The organism is Bacteroides sp. DH3716P (genome assembly GCF_025914115.1).
GTDB classification, from domain to species: domain Bacteria; phylum Bacteroidota; class Bacteroidia; order Bacteroidales; family Bacteroidaceae; genus Bacteroides; species Bacteroides ovatus.
The window spans coordinates 2,362,376-2,377,151 of the sequence record NZ_CP083673.1; the positions used below are offsets into that span (position 1 = coordinate 2,362,376).

At 40.6% G+C, this 14,776-nt stretch carries 10 protein-coding genes, 1 tRNA gene and 1 pseudogene; 7 read left to right on the forward strand and 5 right to left on the reverse strand.

Translation table 11 applies throughout. The annotated features are described in order from the left end of the window. Positions 1-211, forward strand: a pseudogene (locus KQP79_RS08595) (endonuclease); the annotation flags it as partial. 47 nt (positions 212-258) lie between these two features. Here KQP79_RS08595 and KQP79_RS08600 read toward each other — a convergent pair. Continuing rightward, on the reverse strand, positions 259-3,504 hold the full coding sequence (locus KQP79_RS08600) for a TonB-dependent receptor domain-containing protein (RefSeq protein WP_004311593.1): 3,246 nt from the start codon (positions 3,502-3,504) through the stop codon (positions 259-261). A gap of 216 nt (positions 3,505-3,720) precedes the next feature. Then, the gene (gene ettA / locus KQP79_RS08605) at positions 3,721-5,412 is read right to left on the reverse strand and encodes an energy-dependent translational throttle protein EttA (RefSeq protein ID WP_004311592.1); all 1,692 of its coding nucleotides are present in this window, start codon (positions 5,410-5,412) and stop codon (positions 3,721-3,723) included. Between the two features lie 121 nt (positions 5,413-5,533). Between ettA and KQP79_RS08610 the strand changes: the two genes are divergently transcribed. After that, positions 5,534-5,606, forward strand: a tRNA-Lys gene (locus tag KQP79_RS08610). 73 nt (positions 5,607-5,679) lie between these two features. On the opposite strand, the gene KQP79_RS08615 is transcribed toward KQP79_RS08610, so the two are convergent. Both KQP79_RS08615 and KQP79_RS08620 read right to left on the reverse strand, forming a co-directional pair. After that, positions 5,680-7,551, reverse strand: a complete 1,872-nt coding sequence (locus KQP79_RS08615; RefSeq protein WP_004311591.1) for a PAS domain-containing sensor histidine kinase — start codon at positions 7,549-7,551, stop codon at positions 5,680-5,682. Positions 7,552-7,743: 192 nt separating this feature from the next. Then, complete coding sequence (locus tag KQP79_RS08620; RefSeq protein ID WP_004311590.1) at positions 7,744-9,129, reverse strand: GDSL-type esterase/lipase family protein; 1,386 nt, start codon at positions 9,127-9,129, stop codon at positions 7,744-7,746. Between the two features lie 91 nt (positions 9,130-9,220). Here KQP79_RS08620 and KQP79_RS08625 point away from each other — a divergent pair, with 91 nt between their 5' ends. From KQP79_RS08625 to mtgA, 3 genes are all read left to right on the forward strand, one after another. Then, on the forward strand, positions 9,221-10,573 hold the full coding sequence (locus KQP79_RS08625; protein WP_008643882.1) for an MATE family efflux transporter: 1,353 nt from the start codon (positions 9,221-9,223) through the stop codon (positions 10,571-10,573). Positions 10,574-10,735: 162 nt separating this feature from the next. Then, the gene (locus tag KQP79_RS08630) at positions 10,736-11,452 is read left to right on the forward strand and encodes an OmpA family protein (RefSeq protein ID WP_004311588.1); all 717 of its coding nucleotides are present in this window, start codon (positions 10,736-10,738) and stop codon (positions 11,450-11,452) included. Continuing rightward, positions 11,430-12,173 carry a monofunctional biosynthetic peptidoglycan transglycosylase gene (gene mtgA / locus KQP79_RS08635; RefSeq protein ID WP_061448298.1) on the forward strand — a complete coding sequence of 248 codons (744 nt, stop codon included), beginning with the start codon at positions 11,430-11,432 and terminating at the stop codon, positions 12,171-12,173. The genes KQP79_RS08630 and mtgA overlap by 23 nt, the downstream gene beginning before the upstream one ends. A gap of 246 nt (positions 12,174-12,419) precedes the next feature. Here the strand turns inward: mtgA and KQP79_RS08640 are convergent, their stop codons facing one another. Then, entirely contained in the window at positions 12,420-12,923 is a 504-nt protein-coding gene (locus KQP79_RS08640; RefSeq protein WP_008022098.1) for an RNA polymerase sigma factor, read from the reverse strand. Positions 12,924-13,163: 240 nt separating this feature from the next. On the opposite strand from KQP79_RS08640, the gene KQP79_RS08645 reads away from it, so the two are divergent. Both KQP79_RS08645 and KQP79_RS08650 read left to right on the forward strand, forming a co-directional pair. Next, entirely contained in the window at positions 13,164-13,724 is a 561-nt protein-coding gene (locus KQP79_RS08645) for a LemA family protein (protein ID WP_004311585.1), read from the forward strand. A gap of 45 nt (positions 13,725-13,769) precedes the next feature. After that, positions 13,770-14,732, forward strand: coding sequence for a M48 family metallopeptidase (locus tag KQP79_RS08650; protein ID WP_264386627.1), 963 nt, complete (start codon positions 13,770-13,772; stop codon positions 14,730-14,732). Positions 14,733-14,776: the final 44 nt, after the last annotated feature.

The following is a 14,776-nucleotide window of genomic DNA, read 5'->3' on the forward strand; positions in this document are numbered from 1 at the left end:
GTCTTCGTATGTTTATCATACTATAAAAGGTGATAAGTTGCAGGATGGTTTTCAGAGGAGCGGGCATGGGTATATGTATACTTTCAAGTACTTCAAGCATCTGTTGAGAATCGACTATATTCTCCATTCACCGGAACTGAATAGCACGGATTACTTCTCGCCGGATCTTAATTATAGCGATCATAATCCGGTGGTGATGAGGATGAAATAAAAAAGATGCTCCGTTTATTGAACGAAGCATCTTTTTATATAAATATTCTAGAATGTAAACTTAACGCCTAACTGCATCTGCCATGCACTACCTGTAGAAGCAGTATAATCCCATTTAGAATTTTTCTGGAACACCTCGCGAGAAGATGCATTCATCTGATAAGTAAGAGGTTCTCCTACCTTACTTGCTGTTTTTAACAACCTTACATTATCATAACTCTGCAAACCGCAAGAGCGATAAGCCCCCCACTTCGAATTTAATAAGTTACCAATATTCAACATATCAAGACTTACTTGAATACCGTACTTACGGCTACCAATCTTAGCATAAAAATCCTGTGCTATCTTCATGTCAAAACGGTGAATCCACGGTTCTAAAGAAGAAGCACGTTCTACATACTGCCCCTTGTGATCATTCAAATAAGAGTCATTATTTACATAGTTCCAAAAATCTTCTTGTTGGTCTACCGCCGAATAAGTCACATTATTTTGTTTATCTTTAATATCCACAAATGTCATTTCTTCTTTAGAAGCAGGCACATACATCAAATCGGAATAGTTTCCGTCACCGTTCATATCATTAGAATAGGTATAAGAAAAACGTCCTTGTTGGTAACCTGTATAGAACAAAGAAACAGTCGTTTTCATATTCGCATAAGCAACTTCATAAGAAGCATTAGCTATCAAACGATGCGGGGTAGAAAATAAAGAATAAGAGACACCCGGATCATTCAATGAATTAACTGCAACATTATTCTGCCATACTGAAGCCGCCGATGAACCTGGATTTGCCGTCATATCTTTAGCCATTGTATAAGTGTACCCAAATGAACCTGTAAAGCCAAAATCAAATTTCTTCGTTAATACTGCATTAAAAGAATATTGATAACCTTTTTCATCCCCATTAGTCAACTGTATAACGGTTTTCGTCTTAGGATTGTCATAGTAATTATTCTTAGTCCAATATACACGTCCCGGTTGTTCATTATAGGTTCCAGAAGGGGCCTTTTCGTTCATATTCTTCTGAACAACATTATATATATCACGTGTATACATAGCACCAACAGAAAGCATAAATCCATAAGGTAACTGAAACTCTGCATTTACATTACTACGCCAAACTTGAGGCATTTTAAAATTCGGATCCACATAAGCTATAGCACCGGGGACCTCATTTCCCGGAGTTGATGGAAACATATCCGGATTTTGGGTAAGAGTTTCTTTATAATTTGGATTAAAAGCAAAGTTTGCCGGTAATTCCGAAGTCTCAAATTCGACCATATTTTGCATCTGACCTGCATTTGTCGGTTGGTTAGTGAACCATACAAATGGTAATAACCCTGTAAACAAGCCTGTACCTCCAGTCAAAACAATAGAACGGTCACCTTTTATATCCCAATTAAATCCTAAACGAGGAGATATTAACAATTTACTTTTCGGCCATTCGGATACGTCAACATTCGTTCCATTAAATGACTGTTCTTTGATAGCCGCATTCCCTAACAAATCATCAAAATATAACGGTAAATCAAAGCGTAATCCATATGTCAATTTTAAATTAGGTGTAATAGAATATTCATCTTGTGCATAAGCTCCCAACATACCAAATGTCAGTTCAGCTCCCGGAGCGTCTTTTCCATTATATCCATAAGTAATGCCATACAGCATCGGTTTTTCTCCCGTCATAAAATCGTCCATTGAAGCATAACGATAATATCCATAAGGAGCACGTAAATATGAATTCATGAAATACTGTCTTTCAAATGTTGCACCGGCAGTTATCAAATGGTTTCCTTTATTAATAGTTACATTGTCAGTAACACTAAATACATTATTCTCGACATCATTAAAAGGAGTAAACAATTCTGTACCCAATGTCATATACTGCTTACCGTCCTTGTAAATATCAACCATTGGAAACGCATCTCCCTTAGTTGTACGAGAATCTCGGATATGGGTATAAGTCACTAATAATTTGTTTTGTACTGAAGAAGAAAAATTGCTATTCAACTCACCGGAAAGAGACGTTACAATATTTCTAAAACCATAGTTGGAATTTCCAAATGCAAATGCATCAACCCCATAACGGTTTGAATTAGCTTTAGTGATTACCGAAGAAGTTGAACTAATACTAGCATCATTTTCTGATTTCACTGTGTTAAAACGTAATGACAGTTTATGACTTTTATTAATATTCCAATCCAAACGAGCCATAAGCTTCCAATTTTTACTCTCGAAATCATCAAATTTATCATAACTTCCCGGATCATATCCATATTTATCCTTTACAAAATCACTTATTGTCTTCAAATCCTTTATCCAAGTTCTAGAAATATGATTTTGATTATCCCCACTTCCACCTTCTTCTTGACTAGGAGTCCACAAAATACCAGGGCTAGTACTATTTTCTAATTCTCCATTTACAAAAAAGAATAGTTTATTTTTTATTATCGGAGCTCCTAATGTAAAGCCATACAAACTGGATTTATAACTTTCCACATTAGGAACGTCAACATCGTTAATAGATTTTCCTATAAAATTCTTTGGTTTCTGATATGTATAAACTGTTCCCTTTAATTCGTTTGTACCACTCTTGGTTACAGCATTAATAGAAGCTCCCGTAAAATTGGAATACGTAACACTATAAGGAGAAACATTAACGCTAATTTCATCAATTGCATCAAGTGAAATAGGCTGCGCATCTCCACCCGGCAAATTATTAGTACTCAAACCAAAATTATTGTTCAAAGCTGCACCATCCACAGTTATTGTATTATAACGTCCATCACGTCCGGCAAAAGAATTACTGCCACCCGCATAAGGAGAAAGTTTAGTAAAGTCAGTAATACTACGATTAATAGTAGGCAATGTCGTTAACTGACGCTCACTCACATTCGTTACAGTCCCCATCTTCTCTACTGTTTTCTGTGCTGTTACTATAACTTCATCCAATAATTCAGAACTTTCCTTTAAAACTACATTTAAAGTGTATACTTCTCCTAACGATAAATTTACACCTTTATAAATAGCAGTCTGATAACCAACATAAGAAACTTCAACTTTGTAAGGACCACCGGTACGCATACCTTGCAAATTAAATTGACCACTGATATTAGTCACTGTACCATAACGTGTACCTGACGGCTCGTGGATTGCAACCACAGTCGCTCCAATGATAGGTTCATCTTGTGCTGTAACCTTACCACTCATACTAGAAGTGGTAACCTGCGCACTAACGGTAGCAATGACCATGAGCATCGCCGCTACTAAAAAAGATCGCATTCTCTTTAACATAAATGTAGTTGATTAGTTAATATAAATTGTTTGCTTTTAAAAACTGTGCACAAATATAATTAATAATATTTAGAACTACATTACGATTATACTACAATTTTTTAAGAGAGATAAACGTTTTCCCTTGTTATAAAACGATAAAGGCTCTACAATATTTGCAGAGCCTTTTATTTTGAAACAGAAAGCATTATAAATGCTTCAATCTATTACTTTATACTAGTCAGTCATTAACTTTCTATAACGAACGCGTTTTGGTTCTTCATTTCCCAAACGTTTCATTTTGTTTTCTTCATATTCTGAATATGAACCTTCGAAGTAGAATACATTGGAGTCTCCTTCAAAAGCAAGGATATGTGTACAGATACGGTCGAGGAACCAACGGTCGTGCGAGATAACTACTGCACAGCCGGCGAAATCTTCCAAACCTTCTTCCAAAGCACGCAGAGTGTTTACGTCGATATCATTGGTAGGCTCATCGAGCAACAGTACATTACCTTCTTCTTTCAAAGCCATCGCCAAGTGTAAACGGTTTCTTTCACCACCGGACAATACACCGCAGAGTTTTTCCTGATCGCCTCCGGAGAAATTGAAACGGGAAAGGTATGCACGCGCATTCACGTCACGTCCACCCATGCGGATCAACTCATTACCACCGGAAATTACCTGATATACGCTCTTATTCGGATCAATATCTCTGTGTTGCTGGTCTACATACGCCACCTTTACAGTCTCTCCTACTTCAAATTCTCCTTTATCCACTGTTTCCAATCCCATAATCAGGCGGAACAATGTCGTCTTTCCCGCACCATTAGGACCAATCACACCGACAATACCATTAGGAGGAAGCATAAAGTTCAAATCGTCAAACAACAATTTATCACCGTATGCTTTAGCCACATGTTTGGCTTCAATGACCTTATTACCCAGACGGGGACCATTCGGAATAAAGATTTCAAGTTTCTCTTCTTTCTCCTTCACGTCCTCATTCAGCAATTTGTCATAAGAGTTAAGACGTGCCTTACCTTTCGCCTGACGGGCTTTCGGAGCCATGCGTACCCATTCCAACTCACGTTCCAGTGTTTTACGACGTTTGCTGGCGGTCTTTTCTTCCATTTCCATACGTTTGGTCTTCTGTTCCAACCAGGAAGAGTAGTTACCTTTCCAGGGGATACCTTCACCACGATCCAGTTCAAGAATCCATCCGGCAACGTGATCGAGGAAGTAACGGTCGTGCGTCACAGCAATAACCGTACCTTCATATTGTTGTAGATGTTGTTCCAACCAGTCGATAGACTCTGCATCCAAGTGGTTGGTAGGTTCGTCCAGCAAAAGCACATCCGGTTTCTGCAGCAACAAACGGCAAAGAGCTACCCGGCGACGTTCACCTCCGGAGAGATTTTCTACCGGCTGATCTTCAGGCGGACAACGGAGAGCATCCATCGCACGCTCCAACTTGCTATCCAGATTCCATGCATCAGTTGCATCAATGATATCTTGCAATTCACCCTGGCGAGCAAAAAGAGCATCCATCTTATCCTGATCCTCATAATACTCCGGCAAACCGAATTTCTGATTGATTTCTTCGTATTCTGTCAGTGCGTCAACAATGGGTTGCACACCTTCCATCACTACTTCTTTTACTGTCTTTGTGTTGTCTAAATAAGGTTCCTGTGCCAAATACCCCACGGAATATCCCGGAGAAAACACGACTTCTCCCTGAAAGGATTTCTCCAAACCGGCGATGATCTTCAATAACGTTGATTTACCAGAACCGTTCAAACCGATAATACCGATTTTCGCTCCATAGAAAAACGACAGGTAAATGTCTTTCAGCACATTCTTATTAGGAGTGAATGCTTTGCTCACTCCTACCATTGAGAAGATAATTTTTTTATCGTCAGCAGCCATAATGTATGATTATATATTGTTGATAATGGCACAAAGATAAGAAAAATGTTTGAATTCTTTTGGAGTTATAAAAAAATGTTCTACCTTTGCACCCGCATTCGAAAGAAAGCACTGAAGGATTGATTCGCTAGCTCAGCAGGTAGAGCACAACACTTTTAATGTTGGGGTCCTGGGTTCGAGCCCCAGGCGGATCACGAAACATAAAATTAATCCCTTGATAATCAGTCGTTATCAAGGGATTTTTATTTTAATATTCTTCACATATACTTATTCTACAAGCATAGAGCGACACGGTAATTCGATTATAAAAGTAGTACCTATCCCCAGTTGGGAATCGACTAATATCCGCCCGTTCATCTTCTCGACGATCAGTTTGCAGATAGGTAAGCCCAGACCGGCCCCTTGAGCAAAGGAATCCAATTTCTCAAACCTTTCGAATATCTTTTCAAGCATATTCTGCGGGATGCCCCGACCGGTATCTTTAACACCGATTCTGACAGATTGGTGGTCTACCTCATAGAAGACTTCCACATGTCCGGTGGTAGTGTTCTTTAAGGCATTCGAAAGGAAATTACTCAAGATCTGTTTGATACGCAATTTGTCCAGTTCTACCAGAGAATCATGTGCCGGATAGTTAGTCAGAAGTTCAACGCCGGATGGTACTTGATGAGCATACTCCGCTACACTCTCGTCAAGAAGCTCGGTAAGGTTAACCCAGTCCGGACGCAATTCCAGATAACCGGATTCTATTTTAGAAAGATCAATTACATCATTAATCAGATTTAATAATAGTTTGTTGTTATGTCCAATCAGAGAATTATATAGTTCCTTTTCCGCTGCATTTTCCGTACTAGTCAACAGGCTTGAAAAGCCGACAATAGCATTTAAAGGAGTACGGATTTCATGACTCATATTAGCCAGGAAAGCAGACTTTAACCGATCGGACGCTTCAGCTTTATCACGTGCCTTGACAAGCATTTCTTCTGTCCTTTTCAGTTCTGTGATATCATAATTGATGCTGATAATTTCGATAATCCGGTCCTGCGGGGCATATTTCTTTACTAACAGATTGACATGCGTCCATGTGTATGTGCCATCCTCCCTAAGAACACGCATCTCTTTGCTAAGTTTGGTAGTAAGTCCCTTTCGTGCGTCGTCCAAAAACCGAATCAACAAGGCACGGTCATCAGGGTGGAAATGCCGGTATGTGCCAAAGATGTCGGACAACGGAGTTTCATCCGCTTCACCCACATTTCTGTACCAGCTTTTTTGGGCATAGCCGTGTCCACTCAAAATATTGAAATGAGCATAACCGACCTTGGCATAATCACCGACCAATTCAAAAAACTCCTCAAACTCCTGAATCTTATTATAGGCTACCGTTGTTTCTGTCTTATCCGCATTAATCAATAGATAGTTTATTGGCTGATGCTCACTATTATATAATGTAGTCACTTTAGTCATCAGATCAATCGTACCCTGTTTTTGGGTATTCTGATAATACGATCCGACCTTCGAGAAGTCATAACGGAAAGTAAAGTCGGCGTCTTCATTTTTCTTCAGCCGTTCTTTCATTTCTTTCGGAAAAATAGGATTATCAAAAATATTGATACCCAATACGTCTTCTTTCTTCTCTATATGAAACATTTCTAATTCCTTATCGTTCAGATCCACCAATACCCCATCCATATCGTATAATTCGATACCAATAGGCAAATACTTGAAAATGTTAGATAAGAGACGCTCACTGTATTGCAAAGCTTGGTAAGCAGATGCCATATCAGGACCATCTTGCACTTCGGATATACCATAAATGATTTCGTTTCCGTCTTCATCCGTTTCTTGAAAGCATACCTTGCTACGTACCCAAACAGCTCCTTTCACCGTATCAAGCAAATACACCACCTCCGGCCGTTGATACACACCATAAGAATGAACTGTTGTAGAAAGTTGTTCCTCTTTCTGAATACGTTTATTGAAATCTTCAAAACTAATAACTCCGGTCTGATCCAGACCTAATAACTCTACTATAAAGTCAGAACATTCATAATTCGCAGTTGATAAATTGGCTTTCCACCATCCCATATTAGCGTTAGCCATCAACTGCGAGAAAAAGGTAAAATCTTGTAGTCTATTCATAACGCTATTTATCATTTTATTATTTTTCGGGCGCAAAAATATAGATTGGTAACAAATCTAACTTTCAGAAAGACACTTTTTTAGCATATTATAAGAAGATTATTTGTGATTAAACTAAAAAATTTCCGGTTAAAACTTTCTCTAAAAGAGATTATTTCAACCGGAAATTTTACAATCGTCAAGTTCCTTATTTTACTTTTTCAAGGACTGATAAACAGCTTTTGCCATCACTTTAGCCCCTTCTTCATTCGGATGGATCTTATCCGGAAACAACTGGGGCATTCCGTCCATTGCTGCGTGAAGATCGATGACAGACAAGTTATTTTTCTTGGCAACCTTCTTTATCATCGGAATGATTTGTTTAGAGATGATATCATCGTTGATATTATCACCGGTCTGATAGGCTTTAGAAGGATAACAAAGATAAATCTTCGGTTGAGCTGGCAACGCTTTGAAAGCATCGACCATCGTTTGCAGATCTTTCGTGAAGTCGGCCTTATACTTCCAGTTGAATGATTTACTGTCATTCGTACCCAACTTGATAACAACGATATTAGGATTGAAAGCCAGCGCATCCTGATAAGCCTTTTCATTCATATAAGGATGATCGCCCTTGTTCAGCAGAGTGCGGGCACTGACTCCGAAATTCTTTACCCAATAAGCCTCTCCCAACATACGGCTCAACACAGCCGGATAACTGTCACGATCACGATTCTTGATACGTGCTCCATACGTAATACTATTTCCAATGCAAGCTACACGGATAGCATCTTTATGAGGTACTTTGAAACTACGGAGCCAAGACGTCAGTTCGTCCAACATTTCATTCTTATAGAGGAAACCCTCGCGAATTCCCCATCCATGTCCACCGGAAGGATAAATATGAAGCACTGAAGGAACATTGTTCTTGTTCAGCGCCAAATAATAATTAACTCCGTTAGCAGGCGGAACGACTTTATCATCATCACTATATACGATAAAAGCACGCGGTGTATCTTTCGTCACTTGCTTTTCATTAGAATATTCAAGTTCCAATTCAGCAGAAGCATCTTTTCCCAAAAGGTTGTCGTGAGAGCCTCTATGGGTATAAGATTTATCCATCGTAATCACAGGATAAAAAAGAATCTGAAAGTTCGGACGAAGTTCGGGCTTGGCATGAGTGGCAATGGTAGAAGCCAGATGTCCACCGGCAGAAGAGCCCATGATACCAATGTCATTCGGGTTCAAATTCCAGACATCGGCACTGTCACGCACCAATTTCATTGCTGCTTCAGCATCCGAAATGGGTAATGTACGATCACCGTTCGGCATCCGGTATTTTAGCACAATCAATGCAATACCTTGTTTATTAAAGTAGGGAGCCCAATCACAGCCTTCGTGTTCGAATGCCAAATGTGAATATCCACCTCCCGGACACGCAACCACAGCACGCCCCGTTGCCAGTTCCGGCGCAGGAAGGAATACGCGAAGTGAAGGTTGTTCAATATCAAAAGGTTTCGGAACATTTTGCGCTACCACTCGTGAACCAGCAAAAAAGAGAAGCAGCAAGATAAAAATAGTAGAAAATTTCTGTTTCATAGTATCTATGTACTTTGATTAATGAATAATTAGATGCGCGAAGATAGTAATTTTGCGTATCTTTGCACCCCATTTTGATTAGAAAAATTATATGCAAGGAATAAAGAATCTGACACAAGGCCCTATCAATCGTCAACTGTTTAATCTGGCAATGCCGATCATGGCAACGTCGTTTATCCAAATGGCATATAGCCTCACAGATATGGCGTGGGTAGGACGACTGGGAAGTGAAGCCGTAGCCGCCATCGGTTCTGTCGGAATCCTGACCTGGATGTCCGGTTCTATCTCCTTATTAAATAAGGTGGGATCTGAAGTGAGTGTCGGACAATCCATCGGTGCGCAAAGCCAGGAAGATGCCCGCAGTTTCGCGTCTCATAACATCACGATTGCTTTGATTATTTCCATCTGTTGGGGCACACTCCTTTTTATATTTGCAGAACCTATCATACGCATCTATGAACTCGAGGATCATATTACGGCCAATGCCATCCAATATCTGCGGATTGTTTCTACCGGATTACCTTTTGTCTTCCTCTCCGCCGCCTTCACCGGAATTTATAATGCAGCAGGGCGCAGTAAAGTCCCGTTCTTTATCAGCGGCACAGGATTGATACTGAACATCATTCTGGACCCGCTCTTCATTTTCGGTTTCGGGCTGGGAACCAATGGTGCGGCATACGCTACCTGGATTGCGGAAGCAAGTGTTTTCCTGATTTTCGTTTATCAGTTGCGTTGCCGGGATGCCCTGCTTGGCGGTTTCCCTTTCTTCACGCGGCTAAAGAAAAAATATACACGGAGAATCTTTAAACTGGGATTGCCCGTAGCTACTTTGAATACGCTATTTGCTTTCGTCAATATGTTCCTTTGCCGCACCGCCTCGGAACAGGGAGGGCACATCGGACTGATGACTTTCACCACCGGAGGGCAAATTGAAGCAATCACCTGGAATACCTCACAGGGATTCTCCACCGCTCTAAGTGCCTTCATCGCCCAAAACTACGCCGCCGGACGAGTGGAACGGGTACTTAGAGCCTGGTATACGACTTTATGGATGACGGGAATCTTCGGTACATTCTGCACATTACTATTCGTTTTCTTCGGGAATGAAGTTTTTGCCATATTCGTCCCCGAACAGGCGGCCTACGAAGCCGGAGGTGTGTTCCTCCGTATCGACGGATATTCGCAACTTTTTATGATGCTCGAAATCACCATGCAGGGAGTATTCTACGGCATCGGACGCACCATCCCTCCTGCTATTATCAGCATCAGTTGCAACTATATGCGTATTCCGCTTGCCATCCTGTTTGTACGGATGGGTATGGGAGTGGAAGGAATCTGGTGGGCAGTCTGCATCACCACGGTTGCCAAAGGGTTAATTCTTTTGAGTTGGTTCATTATTATTAAAAAGAAGTGTTTGAGTATTCCTTCAACGATAAAAGGATAATTATCATTTCCCTTTATTAACAAACAAAGGGACTCATCCGAGTTATTTTAACTTAAAAAGTACACGCTTGCCAAATAATATGTATCTTTGCATTGTTATTAATAATGCGAAGTGATTCGTATAAAAACATTTTTTATAAACCAATTAAAAAACATCAACATTATGAACAAGATGAAATTTATGGTTCTCTTCATGAGTATTGCCATGATATTTGGTAGCTGTGGAAGTATGAACAACACTGGTAAAGGTGCTGCTATCGGTGGTGGTTCGGGCGCTGCACTAGGTGCGATCCTGGGAGGTGTTATCGGTAAAGGTAAAGGTGCTGCTATCGGTGCTGCTATTGGTACGGCAGTAGGTGCAGGTACAGGTGCTCTTATCGGTAAGAAGATGGACAAAGCAGCAGCAGAAGCAAAACAAATTGAAGGCGCACAAGTAGAACAGATAACAGACAACAACGGATTGCAAGCCGTGAAAGTAACATTCGACTCGGGTATTCTTTTCACTACCGGTAATGCAAATCTAAGTGCTGCTGCTAAATCTGCTTTAAGCAAGTTTGCCAACAATGTGCTCAACCAGAACCGGGATATGGACGTGTCTATCTACGGATATACCGACAACCAGGGCTGGAAGAACAGTACTGCTGCACAAAGCCAGCAAAAGAACCTGAACTTATCACAAGAACGTGCGCAAAGTGTGTCCAGTTACTTGTTGAGTTGCGGTGTTTCCACCAATCAGATCAAGAGTGTACAAGGAATGGGTGAAAGCGATCCCGTTGCAAGCAATGACACTGCTGCCGGTCGCGAACAAAACCGTCGTGTAGAAGTATACATGTACGCAAGTGAGCAAATGATTAAAGATGCACAAGCAGCTACTCATTAAAAAATTACTGCGCTATACGCGCAACCTGCTGATTTTCTTCTTTGCATCAACGCTACTGGCAGTGATTATTTATCGTTTCATGCCGGTTTATGTAACTCCGTTGATGGTTATCCGAAGCGTTCAGCAAGTTTTTTCAGGAGATAAACCCACGTGGAAGCACACGTGGGTTTCTTTTGATAAGATATCTCCCAACCTGCCGATGGCGGTCATAGCCTCCGAAGACAACCGTTTTGCCGAACACAACGGGTTCGACCTCGTAGAAATCAAGAAAGCGATGAAAGAAAACGAAACACGCAAACGGAAACGGGGAGCAAGCACCATCAGTCAGCAGACAGCCAAGAATGTGTTCTTATGGCCGCAATCGTCGTGGGTACGCAAAGGGCTCGAAGTCTACTTTACGTTTCTCATCGAACTCTTCTGGTCGAAAGAGCGAATTATGGAAGTCTATCTCAACTCTATAGAAATGGGAAATGGCATCTACGGTGCACAAGCAACCGCAAAAAATAAGTTCGGAACAACAGCCGACAAGCTGACCCGGGGACAATGCGCGCTCATCGCCGCCACCCTACCCAACCCGATACGATTTAACTCGGCGAAACCTTCGTCATACATACTAAAACGACAAAGTCAGATATTACGGCTGATGAATCTGGTTCCTAAATTCCCACCGGACGAGAAGGCCGTTGAAAAGAAAAAAAGCAAAAAAAAGAAAAGCAAATAACAAGAAAGAATTTATAACCTAGTTTAATTTACGATTAGACGATTTACAATGTACGATTGAAACAACTATTGGAATCATAAGTACTTATCTTTGCATGAGTATTCCCTCATTCACAATTCAAACTTCAATCGTACATCGTAAATCATCTAATCGTAAATAAAATAGGTTATAAAAAAGGAAGGAGCGAAGAGATAGATTCTCTTTGCTCCTTCTGCTAATAAGCTTGTTTGTATGCGTTATCCTCATTTATACAAAATCTTTCAATTCCTGTTGTAAACGTTGACGTGTGAAGAATATGCGGCTCTTCACTGTGCCTAATGGTAATCCTAGTTTCTCTGCGATTTCGCGGTATTTAAAACCAGATACGTGCATAGAGAAAGGAATCTTATACTCCCGGGGGAGTCCGTTGACGATGCGGTGCATTTCTTTCAGGTCGTAAGCACCTTCCGTACTTTCAAATCCTGAATCTTGTGGCAGATTTAAGTGATAATAATTATCGGTTGTGTCAACAAAAGTTTGATCGCGTACTACTTTACGGTAGTTATTTATAAAGATGTTACGCATAATAGTGTACATCCATCCTTTGAAATTTGTGTCCGGAACATATTTTTCTTCATTATCTAATGCTTTTAAAGATGTTTCCTGCAATAAGTCATTTGCTTCTTCACGGTTGGCCGTCAATTTATAAGCAAAACGAAGCAACTCTTCCTGTACTCCAATTAAATCTTTTCTGAAACTTAAACTTTTCATACTTTAATGGTTTTATGGTTAATATTTCGTTTTTCTCGATGTTTGCAAGTTTAAAGGTATTTTGCTTATCAAGCAGGGTAGGATCCGTTATTTTTTAGGGTGAAATTCTATCAATTGACAGATTTTGGGTGCTTTCTGACAGTTTTTAGGTGGTATTAGCGAAATTTACCCCCTACTACTTGGTTAAAAGAACCAAATAGATTACTTTTGATTTTATATTATTAAATAAAACAAAAAGCTATGACCATACTTATTATTGTAGGGATTATTGTATTGCTGGGCATCTTCTTTGCTTCCATGTACAACTCATTAGTGAAATTGAGAAACAATCGTGAAAATGCGTTCGCCGACATCGATGTACAGTTGAAACAACGCCATGATCTCATTCCCCAACTGGTAGACACCGTGAAAGGATATGCCGCACACGAAAAGGAAACGCTCGATCGGGTGATTCAGGCACGTAACGGTGCAGTCGGCGCAAAAACGATTGATGATAAGATAGCTGCCGAAAACCAGTTAAGCTCTGCTCTTGCAGGATTGAAAATCACTCTCGAGGCTTATCCCGATTTGAAAGCTAATCAGAATTTCCTGCAATTACAGGAAGAAATTGCTGATGTAGAGAATAAACTGGCTGCTGTCCGCCGTTACTTCAACTCGGCAACCAAAGAATATAATAACGCCGTACAGACATTCCCATCGAATATAGTAGCAGGAATGACCGGATTCCAAAGAGAAATCATGTTCGACCTGGGAAAGAATGAACGTGCGAATCTGGATCAGGCACCTAAAATAAGTTTCTAAACTCTTTATTCACACCGTCCACTCAATTACAAAAGTTGAACACGCATGCAATACGTCGGAATCCAAACACAGCAGAGCCGGAATAATCTGCGCTCTGCGTTTCTACTGTTCCTGTTTCCCTGTCTCGTGGCAGCACTCCTCTATTTATCCTGCTACCTGTTGGTTCTTTTTGGATACGGAAAGAGTATGGAAATAGAAATAATGCCAATGGTCAATCATTTCTTTCTCTCTTCGTTGCCATACACCATGGGAATCGTAATCATCTGGTTTCTGATTGCCTACTGGGGCAACACAAGCATTATCAATTCTGCCACCGGTTCCAAACCGCTGGATCGTATAGAGAATAAGCGCGTTTACAACCTGGTAGAAAACCTATGTATGTCGCAAGGCATGAAGATGCCGAAAATCAATATCATCTATGACAGTTCTCTGAATGCATTTGCAAGCGGCATCAATGAACGTACATACACTGTTACCCTCTCGGAAGGTATCATCAAAAAACTGAATGATGAAGAACTGGAAGCAGTGATTGCACATGAGCTAAGTCATATCCGCAACCGTGACGTGCGCTTGCTGATAATATCCATCGTATTTGTCGGTATCTTCTCCATGCTGACAGAAATCACCCTATATACCATCACGCACATACGTGTACGCAGCAACAGCAAAGGTAGTGGCGGCATTTTTCTTTTCATTCTACTCGCTTTAGTGATAGCCGCCATCGGTTATCTTTTCTCAAGCCTGATGCGTTTTGCCATTTCACGCAAACGCGAATACATGGCAGACGCGGGATCGGCAGAAATGACGAAGAATCCGTTGGCACTGGCCAGCGCTCTCCGCAAAATATCGGCAGATCCTGCCATCGAGGCAGTAGAAAGGAAAGACGTGGCGCAATTATTTATACAGAATCCTAAAAAGAAATCGAAAAGTATATTCAGCGGAATCAACGGATTGTTTGCCACTCATCCTCCCATTGAAAAACGAATTGAAATACTGGAACAGTTCTAAATTGGGCTAAACTCATAAATAACAGGGGGTTCTGTTTAATTTTC

Bases quoted from the DNA above. Each gene is read 5' to 3' on its own strand.
- KQP79_RS08600 (WP_004311593.1), bottom strand. From the start codon at position 3,504: ATGTTAAAGAGAATGCGATCTTTTTTAGTAGCGGCGATGCTCATGGTC.
- ettA (WP_004311592.1), bottom strand. From the start codon at position 5,412: ATGGCTGCTGACGATAAAAAAATTATCTTCTCAATGGTAGGAGTGAGC.
- KQP79_RS08615 (WP_004311591.1), bottom strand. From the start codon at position 7,551: ATGAATAGACTACAAGATTTTACCTTTTTCTCGCAGTTGATGGCTAAC.
- KQP79_RS08620 (WP_004311590.1), bottom strand. From the start codon at position 9,129: ATGAAACAGAAATTTTCTACTATTTTTATCTTGCTGCTTCTCTTTTTT.
- KQP79_RS08625 (WP_008643882.1), top strand. From the start codon at position 9,221: ATGCAAGGAATAAAGAATCTGACACAAGGCCCTATCAATCGTCAACTG.
- KQP79_RS08630 (WP_004311588.1), top strand. From the start codon at position 10,736: ATGAACAAGATGAAATTTATGGTTCTCTTCATGAGTATTGCCATGATA.
- mtgA (WP_061448298.1), top strand. From the start codon at position 11,430: ATGCACAAGCAGCTACTCATTAAAAAATTACTGCGCTATACGCGCAAC.
- KQP79_RS08640 (WP_008022098.1), bottom strand. From the start codon at position 12,923: ATGAAAAGTTTAAGTTTCAGAAAAGATTTAATTGGAGTACAGGAAGAG.
- KQP79_RS08645 (WP_004311585.1), top strand. From the start codon at position 13,164: ATGACCATACTTATTATTGTAGGGATTATTGTATTGCTGGGCATCTTC.
- KQP79_RS08650 (WP_264386627.1), top strand. From the start codon at position 13,770: ATGCAATACGTCGGAATCCAAACACAGCAGAGCCGGAATAATCTGCGC.